Genomic DNA, 16,080 nt, shown 5'->3' on the forward strand with positions numbered 1-16,080 from the left:
GAGGGGTGTGGTTGAGGCCCAGCGAGCAGGATCAGCCTGCAATCCGCAGCCGCCCCACCTTTTCCTGCAGCACCCGGCGGGCTTCGGCGCCGAGTCCGGGGTCGCTGATGATCTCGTCCGCCTCGTCCAGCGCGGCGATGGTACTCATTCCCTGGGTGCCCCATTTGGTGTGGTCGGCCAGAATCACCAATTTGCGGGAGGCAGCCACGAAGGCTCTGTCGGTTTCGGCCTCCAGCAGGTTGGGGGTGGTGAAGCCGGCATCAGGATCCATGCCGTGGACGCCCAGGAACAGGACATCCAGGTGCAGTTGCTTGAGCGCCGCGGTGGCGATGGGTCCTACCAGGGCGTCCGACGGCGTCCGTTCGCCACCGATCAGGATCACCGTTGAGGCGTAACGGGCCGAGCCCGCTGCCGCGGAATGGTGGAACAGGTCGGCGGTGCGGACCGAGTTGGTGACCACGGTGATGCGGGGGCCGTTGGCCAATTCCTTGGCCAACGCCCACGTGGTGGTCCCGGCACTGAGCCCCACCGCCATGCCCTCATGCACCATGGTGGCCGCCTCAACGGCGATAGCCCGTTTTTCTCCGGGCAGTTGCGTCGATTTGAGTTCGAATCCGGGCTCGTGGGTGCTGGCGTCCCCGGGCAGCTTGGCGCCGCCGTGGATCCGTTCCAGCTTGCCGCCATCTTCGAGCACTTCTATGTCCCGGCGGACCGTCATCAGGGAAACTCCCAGCTGTTGGGCCAGGTCAGAGACGCGTACCACCCGTTCGCGCTGGACGGCGTCCACGATTGCCTGGTGGCGTGCTGCGGGGAGCATGGTGTTCCTTTCGTGCTGTGAAGGGGGAAAAGTTCTCCCTCTCAGGGACCATCTTGGTCTACCCCTTGGACGAACCGAGAGTCAGACCCGCCACAAAGTGCCGCTGGAGCAAGAGGTAGATCACCAGGGTGGGGATCACGGTGATGATGGCGCCGGCCGCCAGCAGGTTGTAGTTGTTCAGGAACTGGCCCTGGAGGTTGTTGATGGCGGTGGTGATGGGGAGCCGGTTCCCGCTCTGGATGAACAGCAGCGGCCAGAAGTAGTCGTTGTAGATGAAGATGACCTGCAGCGTCCCCAAAGCGGCAAACGCGGGCCGGCACAACGGCATGATGATGTCCTTGTACTGGCGCCAGATCCCGGCGCCGTCCACCAGGGCAGCCTCTGTCAGGTCAGCGGAGAGTGCCTTCATGTAGTTGGACAGCACGAAGGTGCAGAAGCCCATCTGGAATGCCGTGTTGACCGCGATGACGATGATGTAGGTATTGAGCATGTTGCCCGAGTCGCTGATCGAGTACGGCACTTCGAAGTGCTTCGCCATTTCAAAGAGCGGCGCGGCCAGCACCTGCGGTGGGAGCAGGTTTCCGGCGGTGAACATGATCAGCAGGGTGACGTTGAACTTCCAGCTGACCCGGCTGACGGCAAACGCCATCATCGAGGCAAAGAAGAGGGTGAGCAGCACGGCCGGGACGGTGATGATGATCGAGTTCAGGAAGTACGTGGAGAACCCGCCCTGGTTCCAGGCCTGGATGAAGTTGTCGAAGTTGAACGCGCCGGCCAGGCTGAAATAGCCGTGTTCGTTGGTGGATGCCACGGGTCGCATGGCCGTGAACAGGGACCAGCCCAGCGGCACCAGCCACATGATGGCCATGATGGTGAGGAAGATGTGCGTTCCGTAGTGGCGCTTGGGCTTACTGCCGGTGCGCATTGCCTGGGCCGGGTGGGCCTTCGCCGCGCGGGTGGTGGTACTCATTCTTTGCTCTCCTTGCCAAAGGTGCGGCTGAGGTAGAAGACGATCGGGACCAGGGAAATCACCAGCAGCACTACTGCCAGCGCCGAGCCCACGCCAATCACCTGCCCTTCACCCACGAGGTTCTGGATCACCAGGGCGCTGAGCATTTCCAGGCCGTTGGTGCCGCGGTTGATCACGTAGACCACGTCGAAGGCGCGCAGTGATTCGATGATGGTGATGACCACAATGACGATGTTGATGGGCCGCATGGCGGGAAAGACCACGCGGAAGAAGGTTTGGGTGGCGTTGGCGCCGTCAATCGAGGCAGCTTCCTTGAGGCTGGGATCAACGCCTTTGAGGCCAGCTAAGTACAGGAGCATGACGTAGCCGGCATGCCGCCAGGTCGCGGCGATCATGGCGGCCCAGATGTTGACGGAGGAGTCGCCGAACCAGTCCACTGCCTGCGGCGTCCCGGCGGTTCCCAGCAGGAAGTTCAGCAGGCCGTTGTCCCGCTGGTAGAACAGCTGCCAGATGATGCCGATGAGCGCCAGTGACAGCATGACGGGGGCAAAGAAGATGCTCTGGTAGATCTTGCTGCCACGGATGTTGCGATCCAGCAGGACGGCGAGCAGCAGTCCCAGCGGGGTGGCGATCAAGGCCAGGAAGCAAAGCCACAGCAGGTTGTGCTGCACTGCGGGCCAGAAGGGCGGGTAGTCCTGGGTGATGAACTGGTAGTTGTCGAAACCGGCAGGGCGGATGCCGTTCAGGTCCAAGCCGTTCCAGCGGGTGAAGCTGAGGCCCACGGACATGAGCATGGGCGCCCAGACCAGGACCAGTTCGATGAGGGTGGGGATGCCCACCATGAGGGACAGGACAATTTTGTCCCGCTTGGACAGGCGGCGGACGCGCCTGTTCTTTTTGGTACGGCCGGGGGCGGGGACTGGCTCCCGGGATTCCGGCGGAATCAGGTCTCGGGTGATGCTGCTCATGGAGGACTTCCTCAAAAGGTTCGGTCAGGAAAAGTACGACGACGGCGGACGCGGGTTCCGCCGTCGTCGAACCATGTGTTCCGGGTACCGGAGTGCTGGCTGGCTTTTCGGAATTACTGGGCGGCGTAGAGCGCCTTGGCCTGGGCCTCGAGGTTCTTGACGTCCATGGTGCCGTCCTTGATGAAGTTCTGCAGTGCAGGGATCATCACGTTGTTGGCCATGGCAGGCAGCGCGTCGCGGTCGAAGAACTGGCTGATGTACTTCGCGTTGGAGATGACATCGGCGCAGCTCTTGTTCAGGGCGGTGAACTTGGACGTGTCGGTGCCCTTGGCCGTGGCGATGTTGGAAGAGTCCACCTTGGCGTAGGCATCCTGGCCCTCGGCGGTACCCAGGAACGCCATGAAGTCGCGGGCTGTCTGGTTGTCGCCGCCCTTCTTGGAGAGCAGGAGTCCGTCGATGGGGGCTTCGACGGCGTCGCGGCCTTCCATGGCGATCTCCGGGAACGGGAAGAACTCGATGTCGGCCAGGACGGCGGGATCGGTGAACTGCTGGGTCACGAACGAGCCCAGCAGGTACATGCCGGTCTTCTTGGCTTCGAGCGCCTTGGCTGCGTCCTGCCAGGTCTGGCCCAGGGCTGCCGGGTCCTGGAACGGGAGCAGCTCGGACCAGGTGGAGAACACGGAGCTGACCTTGGGCTGGTCCCAAGATTCCTTGTGGGCGCACAGGTCCACGTGGAACTGGTAGCCGTTCAGGCGCATGTTGATGTAGTCGAACGTGCCCATGGCCGGCCAGCCGTCCTTGTCGGCGAAGCCGATGGGGATGATGCCGTCTGATTTCATTTTGGCGGCCAGGGTCTTGAGGGCGTCGAAGGTTTCGGGAACCTCGTAGCCCTTCTCCGTCCAGAGGCTCTTCCGGTAGAAGAAGCCCCAGGGGTAGTTGTAGTTCGGGATGAAGTAGAGCTTGCCGTCCGGGCCGGTGGAAGCCTTCTTCAGGGCGTCGGAGTAGTTGGCGCCGACCGACTCCCAGACGTCGTCAACGGGCGCCAGTAGGCCTTTTTCGGCGTAGTACTGCATGCGGTAGCCGGCGAACCAGGTGAAGGTGTCATCAGGCGAGCCCTGCAGGTAGGAGTTGATTTTGTTCTGGAAATCGTTGTGCGGCACCGTGTTGATGGTGACCTGCTTGTTGTCCTTGGCCGTGAACGCGTCGGCAACAGCCTGATAGGCCCGCTTGGGAACGTCATCCGATGAGCCGGACCCGAAGGTCAGGCCCGAGGAGCCGGATGCGCCAGCGGAGGGCCCGCTGCTGCCTGTGCATGCCGACAACAACGGAATGCTGGCGATCCCGGCAGCGCCAACCCCGACGGTCTTGAGGATGCTCCGCCTGCTCGGAAAAGCAACTGCGGACGCATCGAACTGTGAAGCCATGTTCTCTCCCTTGAAAAAAATAGCGTTGTGAGACTCCTCACATAAAAAGACTATAACCTCTCAAAAGCGAACATGGAAGGACGGGAACGATCATTTTTGCTCGCGGGGCGGTTTGCCGTGCCAAAGCATGCAAAAAGCCCCGTGAATGCCGATTTCTCGGCAACTCACGGGGCTCCTTCGCAGCCTTTTCAGGCCGTAACGATTTGTTACTTTTTGAGCGACGCGGCGATCTGCTGCATCACAGTGTTATCGGCCAAGGTGCTGGCGTCGCCGGGATCGCGGCCTTCGGCGACATCTTTGAGGAGGCGGCGCATGATCTTGCCGGAACGGGTTTTGGGCAGTTCCGGGACAACCAGGATGTTCTTGGGTTTGGCGATGGGCCCAATTTCTTTGCCCACGTGGTTCCGCAGTTCCTGGACAATCTCATCCCCGGAATCCACAGCGTCACCGCGGAGGATCACGAATGCCACCACCGACTGCCCAGTGGTTTCGTCGGTGGCACCCACGACGGCGGCCTCCGCCACGGCGGGGTGGCTCACCAGGGCTGATTCAATCTCGGTGGTGGAGAGTCGGTGGCCGGAGACGTTCATGACGTCGTCCACCCGACCGAGGAGCCAGATGTCGCCGTCGTCGTCCTTCTTGGCGCCATCGCCGGCGAAGTACATGCCCTCGAAGCGGGACCAGTACGTTTCCTTGAACCGTTCAGGGTCACCCCAGATGCCGCGCAGCATGGCCGGCCACGGTTCCCGGATCACCAGGAAGCCGCCATGACCGTTGGGGACGGATTCGCCCATTTCATCGACCACGTCAATGGCGATACCAGGCAGGGGGACCTGCGCGGAGCCGGGCTTGGTGGCCGTCACGCCGGGCAGGGGCGAAATCATCTGCGCGCCGGTTTCGGTCTGCCACCAGGTGTCAACAATCGGGGTGCGGTCCGCGCCGACGACCTTCCGGTACCACATCCATGCCTCGGGGTTGATGGATTCACCCACGGACCCCAGCAGCCGCAGCGAGCTTAGATCGTATTTGTCGGGGATCTCCCGGCCCCACTTCATGAACGTCCGGATCGCGGTGGGGGCGGTGTAGAGGATGGAGACCTTGTACTTCTCGATGATCTCCCACCAGCGGCCCTGGTGCGGGGAGTCGGGGGTGCCTTCGTAGATGATCTGGGTGGCGCCGTTGATGAGTGGCGCGTACGCGACGTAGGAGTGCCCGGTGACCCAGCCGACGTCGGCTGTGCACCAGAAGACGTCCGTTTCCGGGTGCAGGTCGAACACGGCACGGTGCGTGTAGGCAGCCTGGGTGAGGTAGCCGCCGGTGGTGTGCAGGATGCCCTTCGGCTTGCCGGTGGTGCCGGAGGTATAGAGGATAAAGAGCGGGTGCTCGGAGTCGTGGCCCACTGCGGTGTGCTCGGTGGAGGCGGCGTCTACGGTGTCAGCCCACCAGTGGTCGCGGCCCTCATGCCAGTCCACGTCTTCGCCATTGCGCTTGACCACCACCACGTTCTGCACGCTGTGGCCCGGGGCTTCCAGAGCCTGGTCCACGGCGGGCTTCAAAGCGCTCGGCTTACCGCGGCGGAACGTACCGTCGGCGGTGACCACCAATTTCGCTTCGGCGTCGTCGATCCGGGACCGCAGTGCGTCGGCTGAGAAGCCGCCAAATACCACCGAGTGGACGGCGCCGATCCGGGCGCAGGCCAGCAATGTGATGACGGCCTCGGGAATCATGGGCAGGTAAACGGCCACCCTATCGCCCTTGGCGACACCGAGAGCTTCGAAGGCGTTGGCTGCCTTCTTCACTTCCTCGGTCAGCTGCGCGTAAGTATAGGAACGGCTGTCGCCCGGCTCACCCTCGAAGTAGATCGCGACCCGGTCGCCGTTGCCGGCCTCGACATGCCGATCCAGGGCGTTGTACGCCGCGTTAACCTCGCCGCCCACAAACCATTTGGCAAACGGCGGGTTGGTCCAGTCCAGTGCCTGATCAAAATCCTTGGACCAGGACAGGCGTTCCCGGGCCTGCTTCGCCCAGAACGCTGGCCTGTCCTTTGCCGCCTCGGCGTAATCGTCAGCGGTCACCATCGCGTTCGCGGCGAACTCCGCACTGGGCGGAAAGCTCCGGGTCTCGTGCAACAGGTTCTCGAACGCGTCGCTGTTCGCCGCCGCCGTCGTGTTTGCCGTGTTGTGTGCGGAAGGAGTGGGGGTGTCCTGGGACATGTGAACCTCATCATTCATCGATCTTTGCCGCGCGGCGCCTGTGGTCCGGGTGGTGTTCCTCCAGCTGCCCGACGATGGGCACCTGCCAGCCACGGGCAATCCGCAAAGAGCTGTTCCGGAATCAACAGTAGTGCCTGCATCCCAGCCGTGTGTGCGGGGTCACAGGAGAGCCTGTAAGCGGCAAATATTTAGCGGCAAGCGGTCTCCCAAGTCCCTTGTGCCGCCTGTCCTAAACCGTTCCCAGCTAGTGAACCGGCGGGCCGTTGGCTAGGCTGAGATGGAATCGTGACTTTGCAGCCGAGCGCTGCGGCAGGTCCCTTGCGGGCCGTTCTTGCCGCGTGCTGGCCGCTATGACGGCGCTGCTGGGCTTCCCCGAGCTCGCAGGTCCGTCCTGCTAAGGAGAACAACATGAACGAGCCACGCTACGGCCAGAAGTCTGCCCCGGACACGTCATCGGGAGCAACCACGCCCACCACAGCTGGCCAAGCGCCGGCGGTGGGACAGGCTGGCGGCAGCCAGGGTGTGGGTCACGGGACCAGCCCGAGTGCCGGCCAAGCATCAGGCAAGGGGGTTGGTGAGGCCGTTATCGGCGCCTTCACCATCCGTGACCTGAGCGTCTTTGCTGCCACGCTGATCCTCTTCGTTGCCTCCCTGCTGCCGCTCTTCGGCGCAAGCTACAACCTGTGGAACATCAACAACCTTTTCTTCTTGGCCTTGGGGATCTTGCTGCCGCTCGCGGTCAGTGGCTTGTTCGTTGCCCGCAGACTCGCCCCCAAGACCAAACTCCGTGTCGGGTCGCTCTCGGTTGATCAGTTCGCCTCCGTGGTGGCCTCGTTTGCGCTGGCGTTCTTCTTCCTTGCCGTGACTGGCTTCTTCTCGGTCAGCCTCCTGGTGGGGCTGATCGGCTCCTTGGTGTTTGTTGCCGCTACCGTCTTTGGCCGGTTCCTGCCGTATCTTTCTGCTGACTTCGCCAACCGTGCCGAGGTCCCGGCGCATGTGGTGGCCCGGGACGCTGTAGCGCCCACGCCCAAACCTCGCGCGCCCAAGGAACCGAAGGCGCCGAAGCCTGCTAAACCAAATGCTGCCGGTGCCACGTCCACCGATCAGGGCAGTTCACACGCTGATACCCTCACGGCGGCAGGTGCGCCCAGCGCGGCAGCCGGCTCGGCTCCAGCAGGCCGCACCACCGGTGCCGCTGCCCCGCAGACCCAGGGCGGCGCCGTCGTGCCTTCAGCCACCGCTGCCGCGGCTGGCACTCCCGCGGCAGCGACCCCGGCGGCCGGGGCCATCCCGTCCGGAACGTCGCAGCCCAGCGCGCCCGACGCCGGCGTAGCCTCCGCGGGTTCGAACCAGTCCGGGACCCCCGCCACGGCCGCCCACCCCGTTGCGTCGCAGCTGGGCGCGCCGGCCCCCACGGTGTCGGACCGGACAGCCGCGCACCAGACGGTCGGCACGCCGGCCGCTACCACCGCTCCCGCCACCGCCGTGCATCAGCAGGTCCGGGCGGAAGAGCCCATCGGCGCGACAGTGGATCCGGCCAGCAGGCCAGAGGAGCACGACGACCAGCCTGCCTACGAGGCCTTCTGGTTTGCCGTGGCGCAGCACCGCACCACCGTGGATCCGCAGACCGGACAGCAGTCGTTTGGGATCGAACCCGGCGGCTGGGTGTTGGCCTTGGAAGATCGCGGCCACGAATTCCTGGTCCAGCACACGGACGGCCGGTTGGGACTGCTCCGCGACCTCAGCAACATCGAGCGCGGCTAAGGCCCATGCCGGTGGTTTCGCCGGAGTCGCCACTGGCGTTGAAGCGCCGCGCCCGCCGCATCAACAAGGCGTTGTCGGAAAAGTACCCCTACGCGCACGCGGAGTTGGACTTCCGGAATCCTTTTGAGCTGGTGGTGGCAACGGTGCTTTCTGCGCAGACCACAGATGTGGTGGTCAACCAGGTCACGCCGCTGCTATTCACCAGGTATCCGGATGCCCGGGCCATGGCGGAAGCGGAACCCACTGAGCTGGAGGTCATCCTCAAGCCCACCGGCTTCTTCCGCGCGAAGGCAGCCAACCTGATCGCCCTGGGAACCCGCCTGGTGGATCATTACGACGGCGTGGTCCCCGGCAAGCTTGCCGATCTAGTCACTTTGCCGGGGGTGGGCCGCAAAACGGCCAACGTGGTGCTGGGCAACGCCTTCGGTGTCCCCGGCATCACTGTGGACACGCATTTTGGCAGGTTATCCCGGCGCTTCGGCTGGACCACGTCTGAGGATCCGGTGCAGATCGAGTCTGATGTTGCGGAGCTTTTCGAACCTCGGGACTGGACCATGCTCTCGCACCGGGTGGTGTTCCATGGCCGACGCATCTGCCATGCCCGGAAACCCGCGTGTGGCGCCTGCCCGGTGGCAAACTGGTGCCCCAGCTATGGTTTGGGCGAAACCGATCCCGTCAAGGCGGCCAAGCTCCTGAAGTACGAGTTGGCCCCGGGGAGTGAGGCCCTCTTAGCGCAGTTCATGGTGAATACCGATCGGGCGGCCGATATCCGGATGGCATCGCAACGGCGGTCCCCGTGAGCGCTCGCGGAGACCTGGTGGCGTTGGCCGAGCGTTCGGCCAACGGCACCGCTGCCCCGCCGGAACCCCGTATTTCCGCCAGGACGGTCGACGCCGAGCTGGCGCGCAAGGCGGCGGTGCTGATGCTTTTCGGCAGGCTGGATGACGTTCCGGCGGCGTCCAGCAAGCCGTTGGCGCCCGCGGACCTGGACGTCCTGCTCCTGGAGCGGGCCAGCACACTGGGATCGCACCCGGGCCAGGTGGCTTTCCCCGGCGGCGGCATTGATGCCGGCGAGACAGCGGTGGCGGCAGCGCTCCGCGAAGCCGAAGAGGAAACCGGACTGGACCCCGCCGGGGTGGAGGTGCTGGGCGCGCTCCAGGAATTGGGGCTGCCGCACAGCAACTTCCTGGTGACGCCGGTGCTGGGGTGGTGGCGGTCGCCGTCGCCCATTCGGGTGGTGGATTACGGCGAGTCGGCGCAGGTGTTCCGGGTGCCGGTGCGTGACCTGCTGGACCCCGACAATCGTGTCCTTGCCACGTTGGAACGGGACGGCATGACGTTCAGCAGCCCTGGCTTCACCGTCAACGGCGTCCTCGTGTGGGGGTTCACCGGAATGCTGCTGAGCGGGCTCTTCGATCAACTGGGCTGGTCGGTGCCGTGGGACGAACAGCGGCTGTTCCACCTCGACCTCTAGGACCTACTTAGCGTTGTCGTAGGAGTCCACCACGGCCACGCTGACCGGGAACTCCACCGGAATCGGGCCGAACAGTAATTCCTTCGCTGCTTTCGCGGCATCCTCGATGGCCTTGATGCAGTCGGCAACCAGTTCTTCCGGGGCGTGGACCATCACTTCGTCGTGCAGGAAGAAGACGAGTTCGGCCTGGACGTTCCGTTCGGCACGGATGGTGCGCAGCCGCCGTCGTAATTCGGCCAGCCAGCAGGCTGCCCAGTCGGCAGCCGAGCCTTGGACCACGAAGTTGCGGGTGAACCGGCCCCGGGACCTGGCAACGGACTCTGCCCGGCGTTGCTCCTCGGCGCTGCTGGACTGCTGGCTCTGGAACCACAACCGCGACGGCGGTGGGCTGCTCCGGCCCAATCTGGTGCTGACGGTGCCGCCCGCCTCGCCGGTGCGGGCGGCGACCTCCACGAAGTCGACGGCGCGCGGGTAGGTTTTGGTGAGCTGGGGCATGAGCCGGCCGGACTCGCCGGACGTGGCCCCGTACATGGCACCCAACATGGCGATTTTTGCTTTCGCGCGATCGCCGCCGAAGCCCTTGGCCGCTATCCCGGCATATAGGTCCTGGTCACGGGCTGCTTCGGCCATGCTCGAGTCTTGAGCCAGGGCCGCCAGCACCCGCGGTTCGAGCTGTGAGGCGTCCGCCACGATCAGTTTGTACCCCGGATCGGCATGCACTGCGCTGCGGACCTGGCGCGGGATTTGCAGGGCGCCGCCGCCGCGTGAGGCCCAACGCCCGGAAACCACGCCGCCCACCACGTATTCGGGACGGAATCGGCCGCCGGCAACCCAGGCATCCAACCAGGCCCAGCCGTTGGCTGAATGCAGGCGGGAGAGCTTCTTGTAGGTCAGGAGTGGCTCGATGGCGGGGTGGTTCGACTCTTTGAGTTCCCACTGCCTGGTGCTTTTGACCTCAATGCCGCTCCGATGCAGCGCCCGCATGAGGTCCTGGGGCGAGTCGGGGTTGAGTGCTGGCGAGCTGAGCAGGCTGCGCAGTTCCACCGCGAGCGCTTCCAGCTTTGCGGGCCGCTGGCCGGATGGTGGCCTTGGCCCCAAGTAGTCCGCCAGGAGGTTTTCGTGCAGGTCAGCGCGCCACGGTACGCCAGCGTGCTGCATCTCCGCAGCCACCATGGCCGCAGCGGACTCCGCCGCGAGGAGGAGCGCCAGCCGGTTCCGCCGGTTTTCCGCCGGGGCCACCTCTGCCAGTGCTCCCTGCTGGGCCGCGTATTCCGCACGCAATTCCGCCAGCGTGAACCGCAGTGTGGGTGTGGTGGCGAGATCCTCGAAAAGTGCGTCTTGGCTGGCCGGCGGGGCCGGTGGCAGCAGCGTTTTGGGTGGCAGGAGCGACTCGTCGGCGGGGGTCTTGTCCGCCGTTTTGGCGTAGTCGGTGTGGGCACTGAACTCGGAAAACGCGAGGATGTTGCCGCACAGCGACAGGTCGTAGGAACGTTCCAGCTCTACCCCTGCAGCCAACAGGTCCGGGTACCAGTCCTGGGTGCGGTGCCAGATCCAGCGCGGGGCCTGGCCGTCCAGCCTTGCGTTTTCCAAGCCGCGGACGACGGCGGGCAGCTCGCCCTTGGCGACCAGCTTCGGCTCAGGGTTGTTGGGGTGAGATTCTCCGGACCTGGTCAGTTCCTGCAGGGACGCCCCCTCGGGGTGGGCGGCGAGCAGCAGGTACATGCTCCAATTGTGCCTTGCTGGGGCGACATTGGCGGTCAGGGAAGGTGCCCGCTGTTCCTGCTGGCTGGACGGCCTCAGTGGTTGTCCACATAGCGGCCATTGCTCCTTACCCGCGCGTCTCGGGCACAGCAGAGTGGACTGCATGAGTCGGCACCAGATGTATCCGCCCACCAGTGGTCCTCAGCTTGCCAGCCCCGGCGGTGCGCCCATCGCTGCGTGGATGCCGCATGCGGAGGGAGTGATCCTCTTAGTCACGGCGTCCATGGTTCTGCAGACCGAAGTCGAGCGGATCGTGGCGGCGGCAGGAGCACAGCTATGTGTTGTTCCCAGCGCCGCGGAGGCCGGGCCGTTTTGGGACCAGTCCGCAGCCGTCCTGGTGGGTAGCGACATCCGTGAACTGCCGCCCCGACGCAAGGCACCGGCCGTCCTGGTGGGTCTGGACGGTGAAGGTGATTCGCTGTGGCACCTTGGCGCAGCCTTGGGTGCTGAACGGGTTGCCGTCTTGCCTGATGCGGCTGCCTGGCTGGCCAGCCACCTCAGCCTCTCTCGATCGCCCGGCCCCGGGGGAATGGTGCTGGGTGTGACCGGCGGGTGCGGTGGTGCCGGAGCAACAACGGCTGCTATCTGGATTGCCCAGGCGGCTGCCGCCGCGGGAGCCAGGGTGTTGCTGATTGATGGGGATCCGTGGGGTGGCGGGTTGGAGCTTGCCTTGGCTGCGGAGGAGCGCCACGGTTTGCGTTGGCCCGATCTCGCCGAGGCAAGGGGGAGTATCGATGCCGAACAGCTGGCCGAGTCGTTACCCGTCTGCGGCGGCTTCCAGGTCCTGTCCTGGCCCGCCAGCCGTGAACAGCCGCGTCCCGTAGCAGCGGCCACGACTGCTGCGGTGCTGGACTCTGCTCGGCGTGGTTTTGAACTGGTGCTGGTGGACATTGGCCGTGGTGCAGGACCGATGCAGGCTTATGCGTGGGACTGCGACCAGATTTCCGTCGTGATCCCCGCCCAGGTGAAGGCAGCCGCTGCCACGGTGCGTTTACTGCATGAACTACCGCCTGTTGAGGTGTCGCTGCTGCTCCGTTTAGGCCGACGCGCAGCCCTCGACCCCGGCGCATTGGTTGATGCCGTGGGACTCCCCATCCAGGCACGGATTCCCCATGTTCGGGGCGCGGGCGCAGCGACGGAATCCGGCCGGTTGCTGGACCTGGGCAAACGCCGAAACGTCCGGCGCTTTGCCCGCGATGTGCTCGACTCCTTCGAGGGTGGCACGGCACTGGTGGGTCAGCCATGAGGCAGCGGGCAGCGTTCGCAAGAGTGGCATCTGCGGCATCTGCCCAACCTGGCGCCCTTGACAGCCCGGCTGACTCCGCTCAGCGCCGTGGCCCTGATGATGGCTCAGGTAATTTTGTGGCGGGTAGGCGCCAGGCCAGGCTGCTGGACGCCGGCCGGGCTGAGCCCAAAGCCGTTGATGCCGATCTGCTCCAGACGGTCCGCGAGTCCATGATGGCCGATACCGGAATCGTGACCCCGTCCCGCGTTGCCGCTGCCGTCCAGGCGACGGGAAAGTTGCTGGGCACGGCAGGGGCGCTCGCCGCTGTGGAACGGATCAGTGCCGAACTGAATGGTCTTGGGCCTTTACAGCAGTTGACCCGGGATCCTGCATGCACAGACATCTTCGTGAATGGGCCGGATTCCGTGTGGGTTGATCGCGGCCGCGGACTCGAGCGGGTTGACGTGCAGTTCGACGGCGAAGCGCACGTCCGCGCACTGGCCTGCCGATTGGTAGCGGCAGGCGGCCGGCGCCTGGATGATGGTGCGCCCTGCGTGGACGTCAGGCTCGCCGGCGGATACCGCATCCACGCGGTGCTTCCGCCGGTATCGACCGCCGGAACGCTGCTGAGCATCCGAATCCGACGCGAGCGCGTTTTCAGCATGGCTGAACTGGGCCAGGCCGGGATGTTTGGCGCCGCCGTGGCGGATGTCCTTGTGGCGGTCATGGAGTGCCGGCTCAATTTCCTGATCAGCGGAGCCACTGGTTCGGGGAAAACCACGCTGCTGGCCACCCTGCTGGGACTATGCGCACCTGATGAGCGGCTGGTCCTGATTGAGGACGCTTCCGAGCTCAACCCGGTGCACCCTCACGTGGTGTCGCTGGAATCGCGGCACGGGAACCTGGAGGGTGGTGGTTCTGTCGACTTGGCCGAGCTGGTCCGTCAAGCCTTGCGGATGCGGCCGGACCGGTTGGTGGTGGGTGAGTGCCGCGGGGCGGAAGTTCGTGACCTCCTGACGGCCATGAACACTGGTCACAGTGGTGGCGGCGGAACCATTCACGCCAACGCTGCCACGGCAGTCCCTGCCCGGCTGACGGCGCTCGGTGCGCTGGCTGGATTGAGCGCAGATGGCATCCGGTTACAGGCAATCAGCGCCCTGGACCTGGTTGTCCACCTGGAACGGACTCCCACGGGACGGGCTGTGAGCTGCCTCGGCCTGGTGGTGGATGGTCCAGGGGACCTCGCCGTGCAACCGGCTCTCACCATCACCGGCACCGTGAATGGCGGCGTACCGGTGCCGGGTAGTGGCTGGCCAGCCCTTGCCGAGCGCTTGGGACTGGACTTAGCGAGACTGCAGTGAGCGCCCTCTTAATCGGTGTGCTGTTGCTGGCGGTTGCCACGCTTCTTGGTCCGTCCCACTCCACCTCTGCGAGGCTGCGCCGGGCCCTCGATCCTGGCCGCGGAGACTGGCGCCACCTTCCCATGCCCCTGACCGGAAAGCTGCGTCGATCGCGGCGTGGCCGGCCGCAGCCTGCCCAAGATTTGTCGATCCTGGTCCAAGAGCTGGCTGCGCTGCTCAAGGGCGGCAGGACTCCGTCTCATATCTGGGCGGAGCTGGTTGCCGTGCATCATGCCAGGCAGCCCGGAGCGCTGTCCCTTTCCGTGGGTTCCCTGGCCATGCTGACCGCCGTGCAGGCAGAGGCGGCCATTGGGGCACCTACCGGGGCGGCCATCCGCCGCGCCGTGCCACCGTGTTTTCCCAAGGGTGGGCGGGAGGCTCGCATCTGGGCCAACATAGCGGCGTGCTTCGACATTGCTGAGGCCAGTGGTTGCCCTCTCGCTGCGGTACTGGCGCGCTTTGCGGCGCAGCTGGAAGCAGAGGACGACGCCGATGCTGCCCGGCAGAGCGCGCTGGCCGGACCCAAAGCCACCGTGGCGTTACTCACTTGGCTGCCCGTATTGGGGTTGGGACTGGGAGCCGCGTTGGGTGTTGACCCGTTGGCAGTGCTCTTTGGCACGCCGCTGGGACTGGCAGCACTCATCAGCGGTGCTGTCTTGACGGTCGTCGGCAGGGTGTGGTCGGCACGCTTGGTGGCAGCAGCCGCGGCCGCCGGACTCACATAGTGCTCGTGTCAGGGTGGTTCCTGTTCGGGCTTCTGGCTTCCGCTGCTGGCATCGCCCTGTCGGGTCGGCCGCAGGTTGCACGGAGGCTCCGCGTTCTTGACCCGGCGCGGACGCACGGGGATGGTTCGAATCCGGATTCGGGCGCAGGTTCGGGCTCGGGGCCAAGTGCCGGCTCGGATTCCGGAGCGAAGGCGGGAGCACGTTGGGCGTCCCCATCAGGCACACGGCGTGGTGGTGGGGTGGCGACTTCGGCTAAGCGGAAGACCCCGCCCGGGCTGGCCGACGCCGCCATGATGCTGGAGTTGGTGGGCGCCATGCTTGAATCGGGGGCCAGCGTAGGGCGGGCCCTTGAACTCGTGGCACAGTCTGCGTCCCCACGGTTTGGGTCCGCACTCCGGCCCGTGGTCGCCGCACTGGCTATCGGCGCGGATTGGGACACTGCCTGGCGCAGTTCAGCGGAGAGTTTTCCGGAGGTGCTGGACCTGCAGGCCGCCCTGGGCTTCTCGGCGCTGACCGGTGCGCCGTCAGCGTCGATCCTCTACGCGCAGGCGGCCCGGCTTCGGCGGGCTCGGTTTCGGGCGGCGGAGAAACGTGCTGGCGCTTTGGGCGTCAAACTCGTGATCCCGCTGGGACTGTGTTCGTTGCCAGCCTTCATCTGCCTGGGCGTCGTGCCGGTCCTCCTGGCGCTGCTGCCGTCGGGCTGACCACTGGCGGCGGCGTTGTCTAGTCCTCCACAGCCCCGAGATGCCGGGCTGACCCGCTGACGGCGGCGCTGGCTTGTCCTCCACAGCCAACAGAGGTCGGGCTTATCCACTTAGCGAAGGACAGAGCTGTCGGCGCTCGCTGCACCCTAGAAGACTCAAAGAAGCCGGTGAACATCACCGGTTCGAGGGAAGGAAAAGCATATGTCCATGACCCACCGACGCACTCGAACGGCAATGTATCGAACAGTTTCAGCCCACCCACCCAAGGATTCCACGGGGTACGGCGCCGGTACGCATTTTCTGTGGCGCGGCAGGACCAGCGTTGACCTGCCAGCCAACGTAGTGGAGTTTCACACCCGATCCGGCCGACGCCAAGCCGCGTTGATGCGGCGCAGGAATTCAGTTTCGGAAGCGGGGATGGCCACCGCGGAATACGCCATCGCTACCCTCGCAGCGGTGGGATTTGCGGGGCTGCTGGTCTTCATTCTCCGCAGCGACGAGGTCCGCGGATTCCTGCTGACGCTGATCCGGACGGCACTGGCCCTCCCATGATGCCCGCCCCTGCAGTTCTGGCGCCACGGCACCCCGCCCCTGCAGTCCTGGCGCCAGAACTGCAGGGGCGGGCATCATGGGAG

General features: G+C 65.2%; 14 protein-coding genes. 8 read left to right on the plus strand and 6 right to left on the minus strand.

What is annotated here, in order from left to right; translation table 11 throughout:
- Nucleotides 1-31: 31 nt before the first annotated feature.
- The 5 genes from PSET11_RS05135 to acs all read right to left on the minus strand — a co-directional run bounded on the left by PSET11_RS05135 (nt 32) and on the right by acs (nt 6,392).
- On the minus strand, nt 32-817 hold the full coding sequence (locus PSET11_RS05135) for a DeoR/GlpR family DNA-binding transcription regulator (protein ID WP_124091040.1): 786 nt from the start codon (nt 815-817) through the stop codon (nt 32-34).
- Between the two features lie 58 nt (nt 818-875).
- On the minus strand, nt 876-1,787 hold the full coding sequence (locus PSET11_RS05140; RefSeq protein ID WP_124091041.1) for a carbohydrate ABC transporter permease: 912 nt from the start codon (nt 1,785-1,787) through the stop codon (nt 876-878).
- The gene (locus tag PSET11_RS05145; protein WP_124091042.1) at nt 1,784-2,755 is read right to left on the minus strand and encodes a carbohydrate ABC transporter permease; all 972 of its coding nucleotides are present in this window, start codon (nt 2,753-2,755) and stop codon (nt 1,784-1,786) included. The genes PSET11_RS05140 and PSET11_RS05145 overlap by 4 nt, the downstream gene beginning before the upstream one ends.
- A 113-nt stretch (nt 2,756-2,868) precedes the next feature.
- Nucleotides 2,869-4,179 carry an ABC transporter substrate-binding protein gene (locus PSET11_RS05150; protein WP_124091043.1) on the minus strand — a complete coding sequence of 437 codons (1,311 nt, stop codon included), beginning with the start codon at nt 4,177-4,179 and terminating at the stop codon, nt 2,869-2,871.
- Between the two features lie 206 nt (nt 4,180-4,385).
- Complete coding sequence (acs, locus tag PSET11_RS05155) at nt 4,386-6,392, minus strand: acetate--CoA ligase (protein ID WP_124091051.1); 2,007 nt, start codon at nt 6,390-6,392, stop codon at nt 4,386-4,388.
- Nucleotides 6,393-6,800: 408 nt separating this feature from the next.
- Between acs and PSET11_RS05160 the strand changes: the two genes are divergently transcribed.
- Genes PSET11_RS05160 through PSET11_RS05170 form a run of 3 tightly spaced genes read left to right on the plus strand, consistent with a single transcriptional unit; the run spans nt 6,801 to nt 9,630 of the window.
- Nucleotides 6,801-8,156 carry a hypothetical protein gene (locus tag PSET11_RS05160; protein ID WP_124091044.1) on the plus strand — a complete coding sequence of 452 codons (1,356 nt, stop codon included), beginning with the start codon at nt 6,801-6,803 and terminating at the stop codon, nt 8,154-8,156.
- A 5-nt stretch (nt 8,157-8,161) separates the two neighbouring features.
- Nucleotides 8,162-8,956: an endonuclease III gene (gene nth / locus PSET11_RS05165; RefSeq protein ID WP_124091045.1), complete on the plus strand. Its 795-nt coding sequence runs from the start codon at nt 8,162-8,164 to the stop codon at nt 8,954-8,956.
- Nucleotides 8,953-9,630, plus strand: coding sequence for an NUDIX hydrolase (locus PSET11_RS05170; RefSeq protein WP_203415909.1), 678 nt, complete (start codon nt 8,953-8,955; stop codon nt 9,628-9,630). Before nth ends, PSET11_RS05170 begins: the two co-directional genes overlap by 4 nt.
- A 3-nt stretch (nt 9,631-9,633) precedes the next feature.
- On the opposite strand, the gene PSET11_RS05175 is transcribed toward PSET11_RS05170, so the two are convergent.
- Nucleotides 9,634-11,352 carry a bifunctional 3'-5' exonuclease/DNA polymerase gene (locus PSET11_RS05175; protein WP_124091046.1) on the minus strand — a complete coding sequence of 573 codons (1,719 nt, stop codon included), beginning with the start codon at nt 11,350-11,352 and terminating at the stop codon, nt 9,634-9,636.
- A gap of 220 nt (nt 11,353-11,572) precedes the next feature.
- Here PSET11_RS05175 and ssd point away from each other — a divergent pair, with 220 nt between their 5' ends.
- The 5 genes from ssd (at nt 11,573) to PSET11_RS16850 (ending at nt 15,997) form a co-directional block, all read left to right on the plus strand.
- Entirely contained in the window at nt 11,573-12,637 is a 1,065-nt protein-coding gene (gene ssd, locus PSET11_RS05180; RefSeq protein WP_124091053.1) for a septum site-determining protein Ssd, read from the plus strand.
- Between the two features lie 116 nt (nt 12,638-12,753).
- The gene (locus PSET11_RS05185) at nt 12,754-13,977 is read left to right on the plus strand and encodes a TadA family conjugal transfer-associated ATPase (RefSeq protein WP_238989036.1); all 1,224 of its coding nucleotides are present in this window, start codon (nt 12,754-12,756) and stop codon (nt 13,975-13,977) included.
- Nucleotides 13,974-14,741 carry a type II secretion system F family protein gene (locus PSET11_RS05190; protein ID WP_124091048.1) on the plus strand — a complete coding sequence of 256 codons (768 nt, stop codon included), beginning with the start codon at nt 13,974-13,976 and terminating at the stop codon, nt 14,739-14,741. The genes PSET11_RS05185 and PSET11_RS05190 overlap by 4 nt, the downstream gene beginning before the upstream one ends.
- On the plus strand, nt 14,738-15,445 hold the full coding sequence (locus PSET11_RS17155) for a type II secretion system F family protein (RefSeq protein ID WP_377947226.1): 708 nt from the start codon (nt 14,738-14,740) through the stop codon (nt 15,443-15,445). Before PSET11_RS05190 ends, PSET11_RS17155 begins: the two co-directional genes overlap by 4 nt.
- Nucleotides 15,446-15,646: 201 nt before the next feature.
- Nucleotides 15,647-15,997: a DUF4244 domain-containing protein gene (locus tag PSET11_RS16850; protein ID WP_377947125.1), complete on the plus strand. Its 351-nt coding sequence runs from the start codon at nt 15,647-15,649 to the stop codon at nt 15,995-15,997.
- Nucleotides 15,998-16,080 lie beyond the last annotated feature (83 nt).

The organism is Arthrobacter ulcerisalmonis (genome assembly GCF_900609065.1).
GTDB classification, from domain to species: domain Bacteria; phylum Actinomycetota; class Actinomycetes; order Actinomycetales; family Micrococcaceae; genus Arthrobacter; species Arthrobacter ulcerisalmonis.

What these genes read in the sequence shown, in the direction of transcription:
- acs (WP_124091051.1), bottom strand. Translation starts at nt 6,392, where the DNA reads ATGTCCCAGGACACCCCCACTCCTTCCGCACACAACACGGCAAACACG.
- PSET11_RS05145 (WP_124091042.1), bottom strand. Translation starts at nt 2,755, where the DNA reads ATGAGCAGCATCACCCGAGACCTGATTCCGCCGGAATCCCGGGAGCCA.
- nth (WP_124091045.1), top strand. Translation starts at nt 8,162, where the DNA reads ATGCCGGTGGTTTCGCCGGAGTCGCCACTGGCGTTGAAGCGCCGCGCC.
- PSET11_RS16850 (WP_377947125.1), top strand. Translation starts at nt 15,647, where the DNA reads ATGTCCATGACCCACCGACGCACTCGAACGGCAATGTATCGAACAGTT.
- PSET11_RS05160 (WP_124091044.1), top strand. Translation starts at nt 6,801, where the DNA reads ATGAACGAGCCACGCTACGGCCAGAAGTCTGCCCCGGACACGTCATCG.
- PSET11_RS05150 (WP_124091043.1), bottom strand. Translation starts at nt 4,179, where the DNA reads ATGGCTTCACAGTTCGATGCGTCCGCAGTTGCTTTTCCGAGCAGGCGG.
- PSET11_RS05135 (WP_124091040.1), bottom strand. Translation starts at nt 817, where the DNA reads ATGCTCCCCGCAGCACGCCACCAGGCAATCGTGGACGCCGTCCAGCGC.
- ssd (WP_124091053.1), top strand. Translation starts at nt 11,573, where the DNA reads ATGCCGCATGCGGAGGGAGTGATCCTCTTAGTCACGGCGTCCATGGTT.
- PSET11_RS05175 (WP_124091046.1), bottom strand. Translation starts at nt 11,352, where the DNA reads ATGTACCTGCTGCTCGCCGCCCACCCCGAGGGGGCGTCCCTGCAGGAA.
- PSET11_RS05140 (WP_124091041.1), bottom strand. Translation starts at nt 1,787, where the DNA reads ATGAGTACCACCACCCGCGCGGCGAAGGCCCACCCGGCCCAGGCAATG.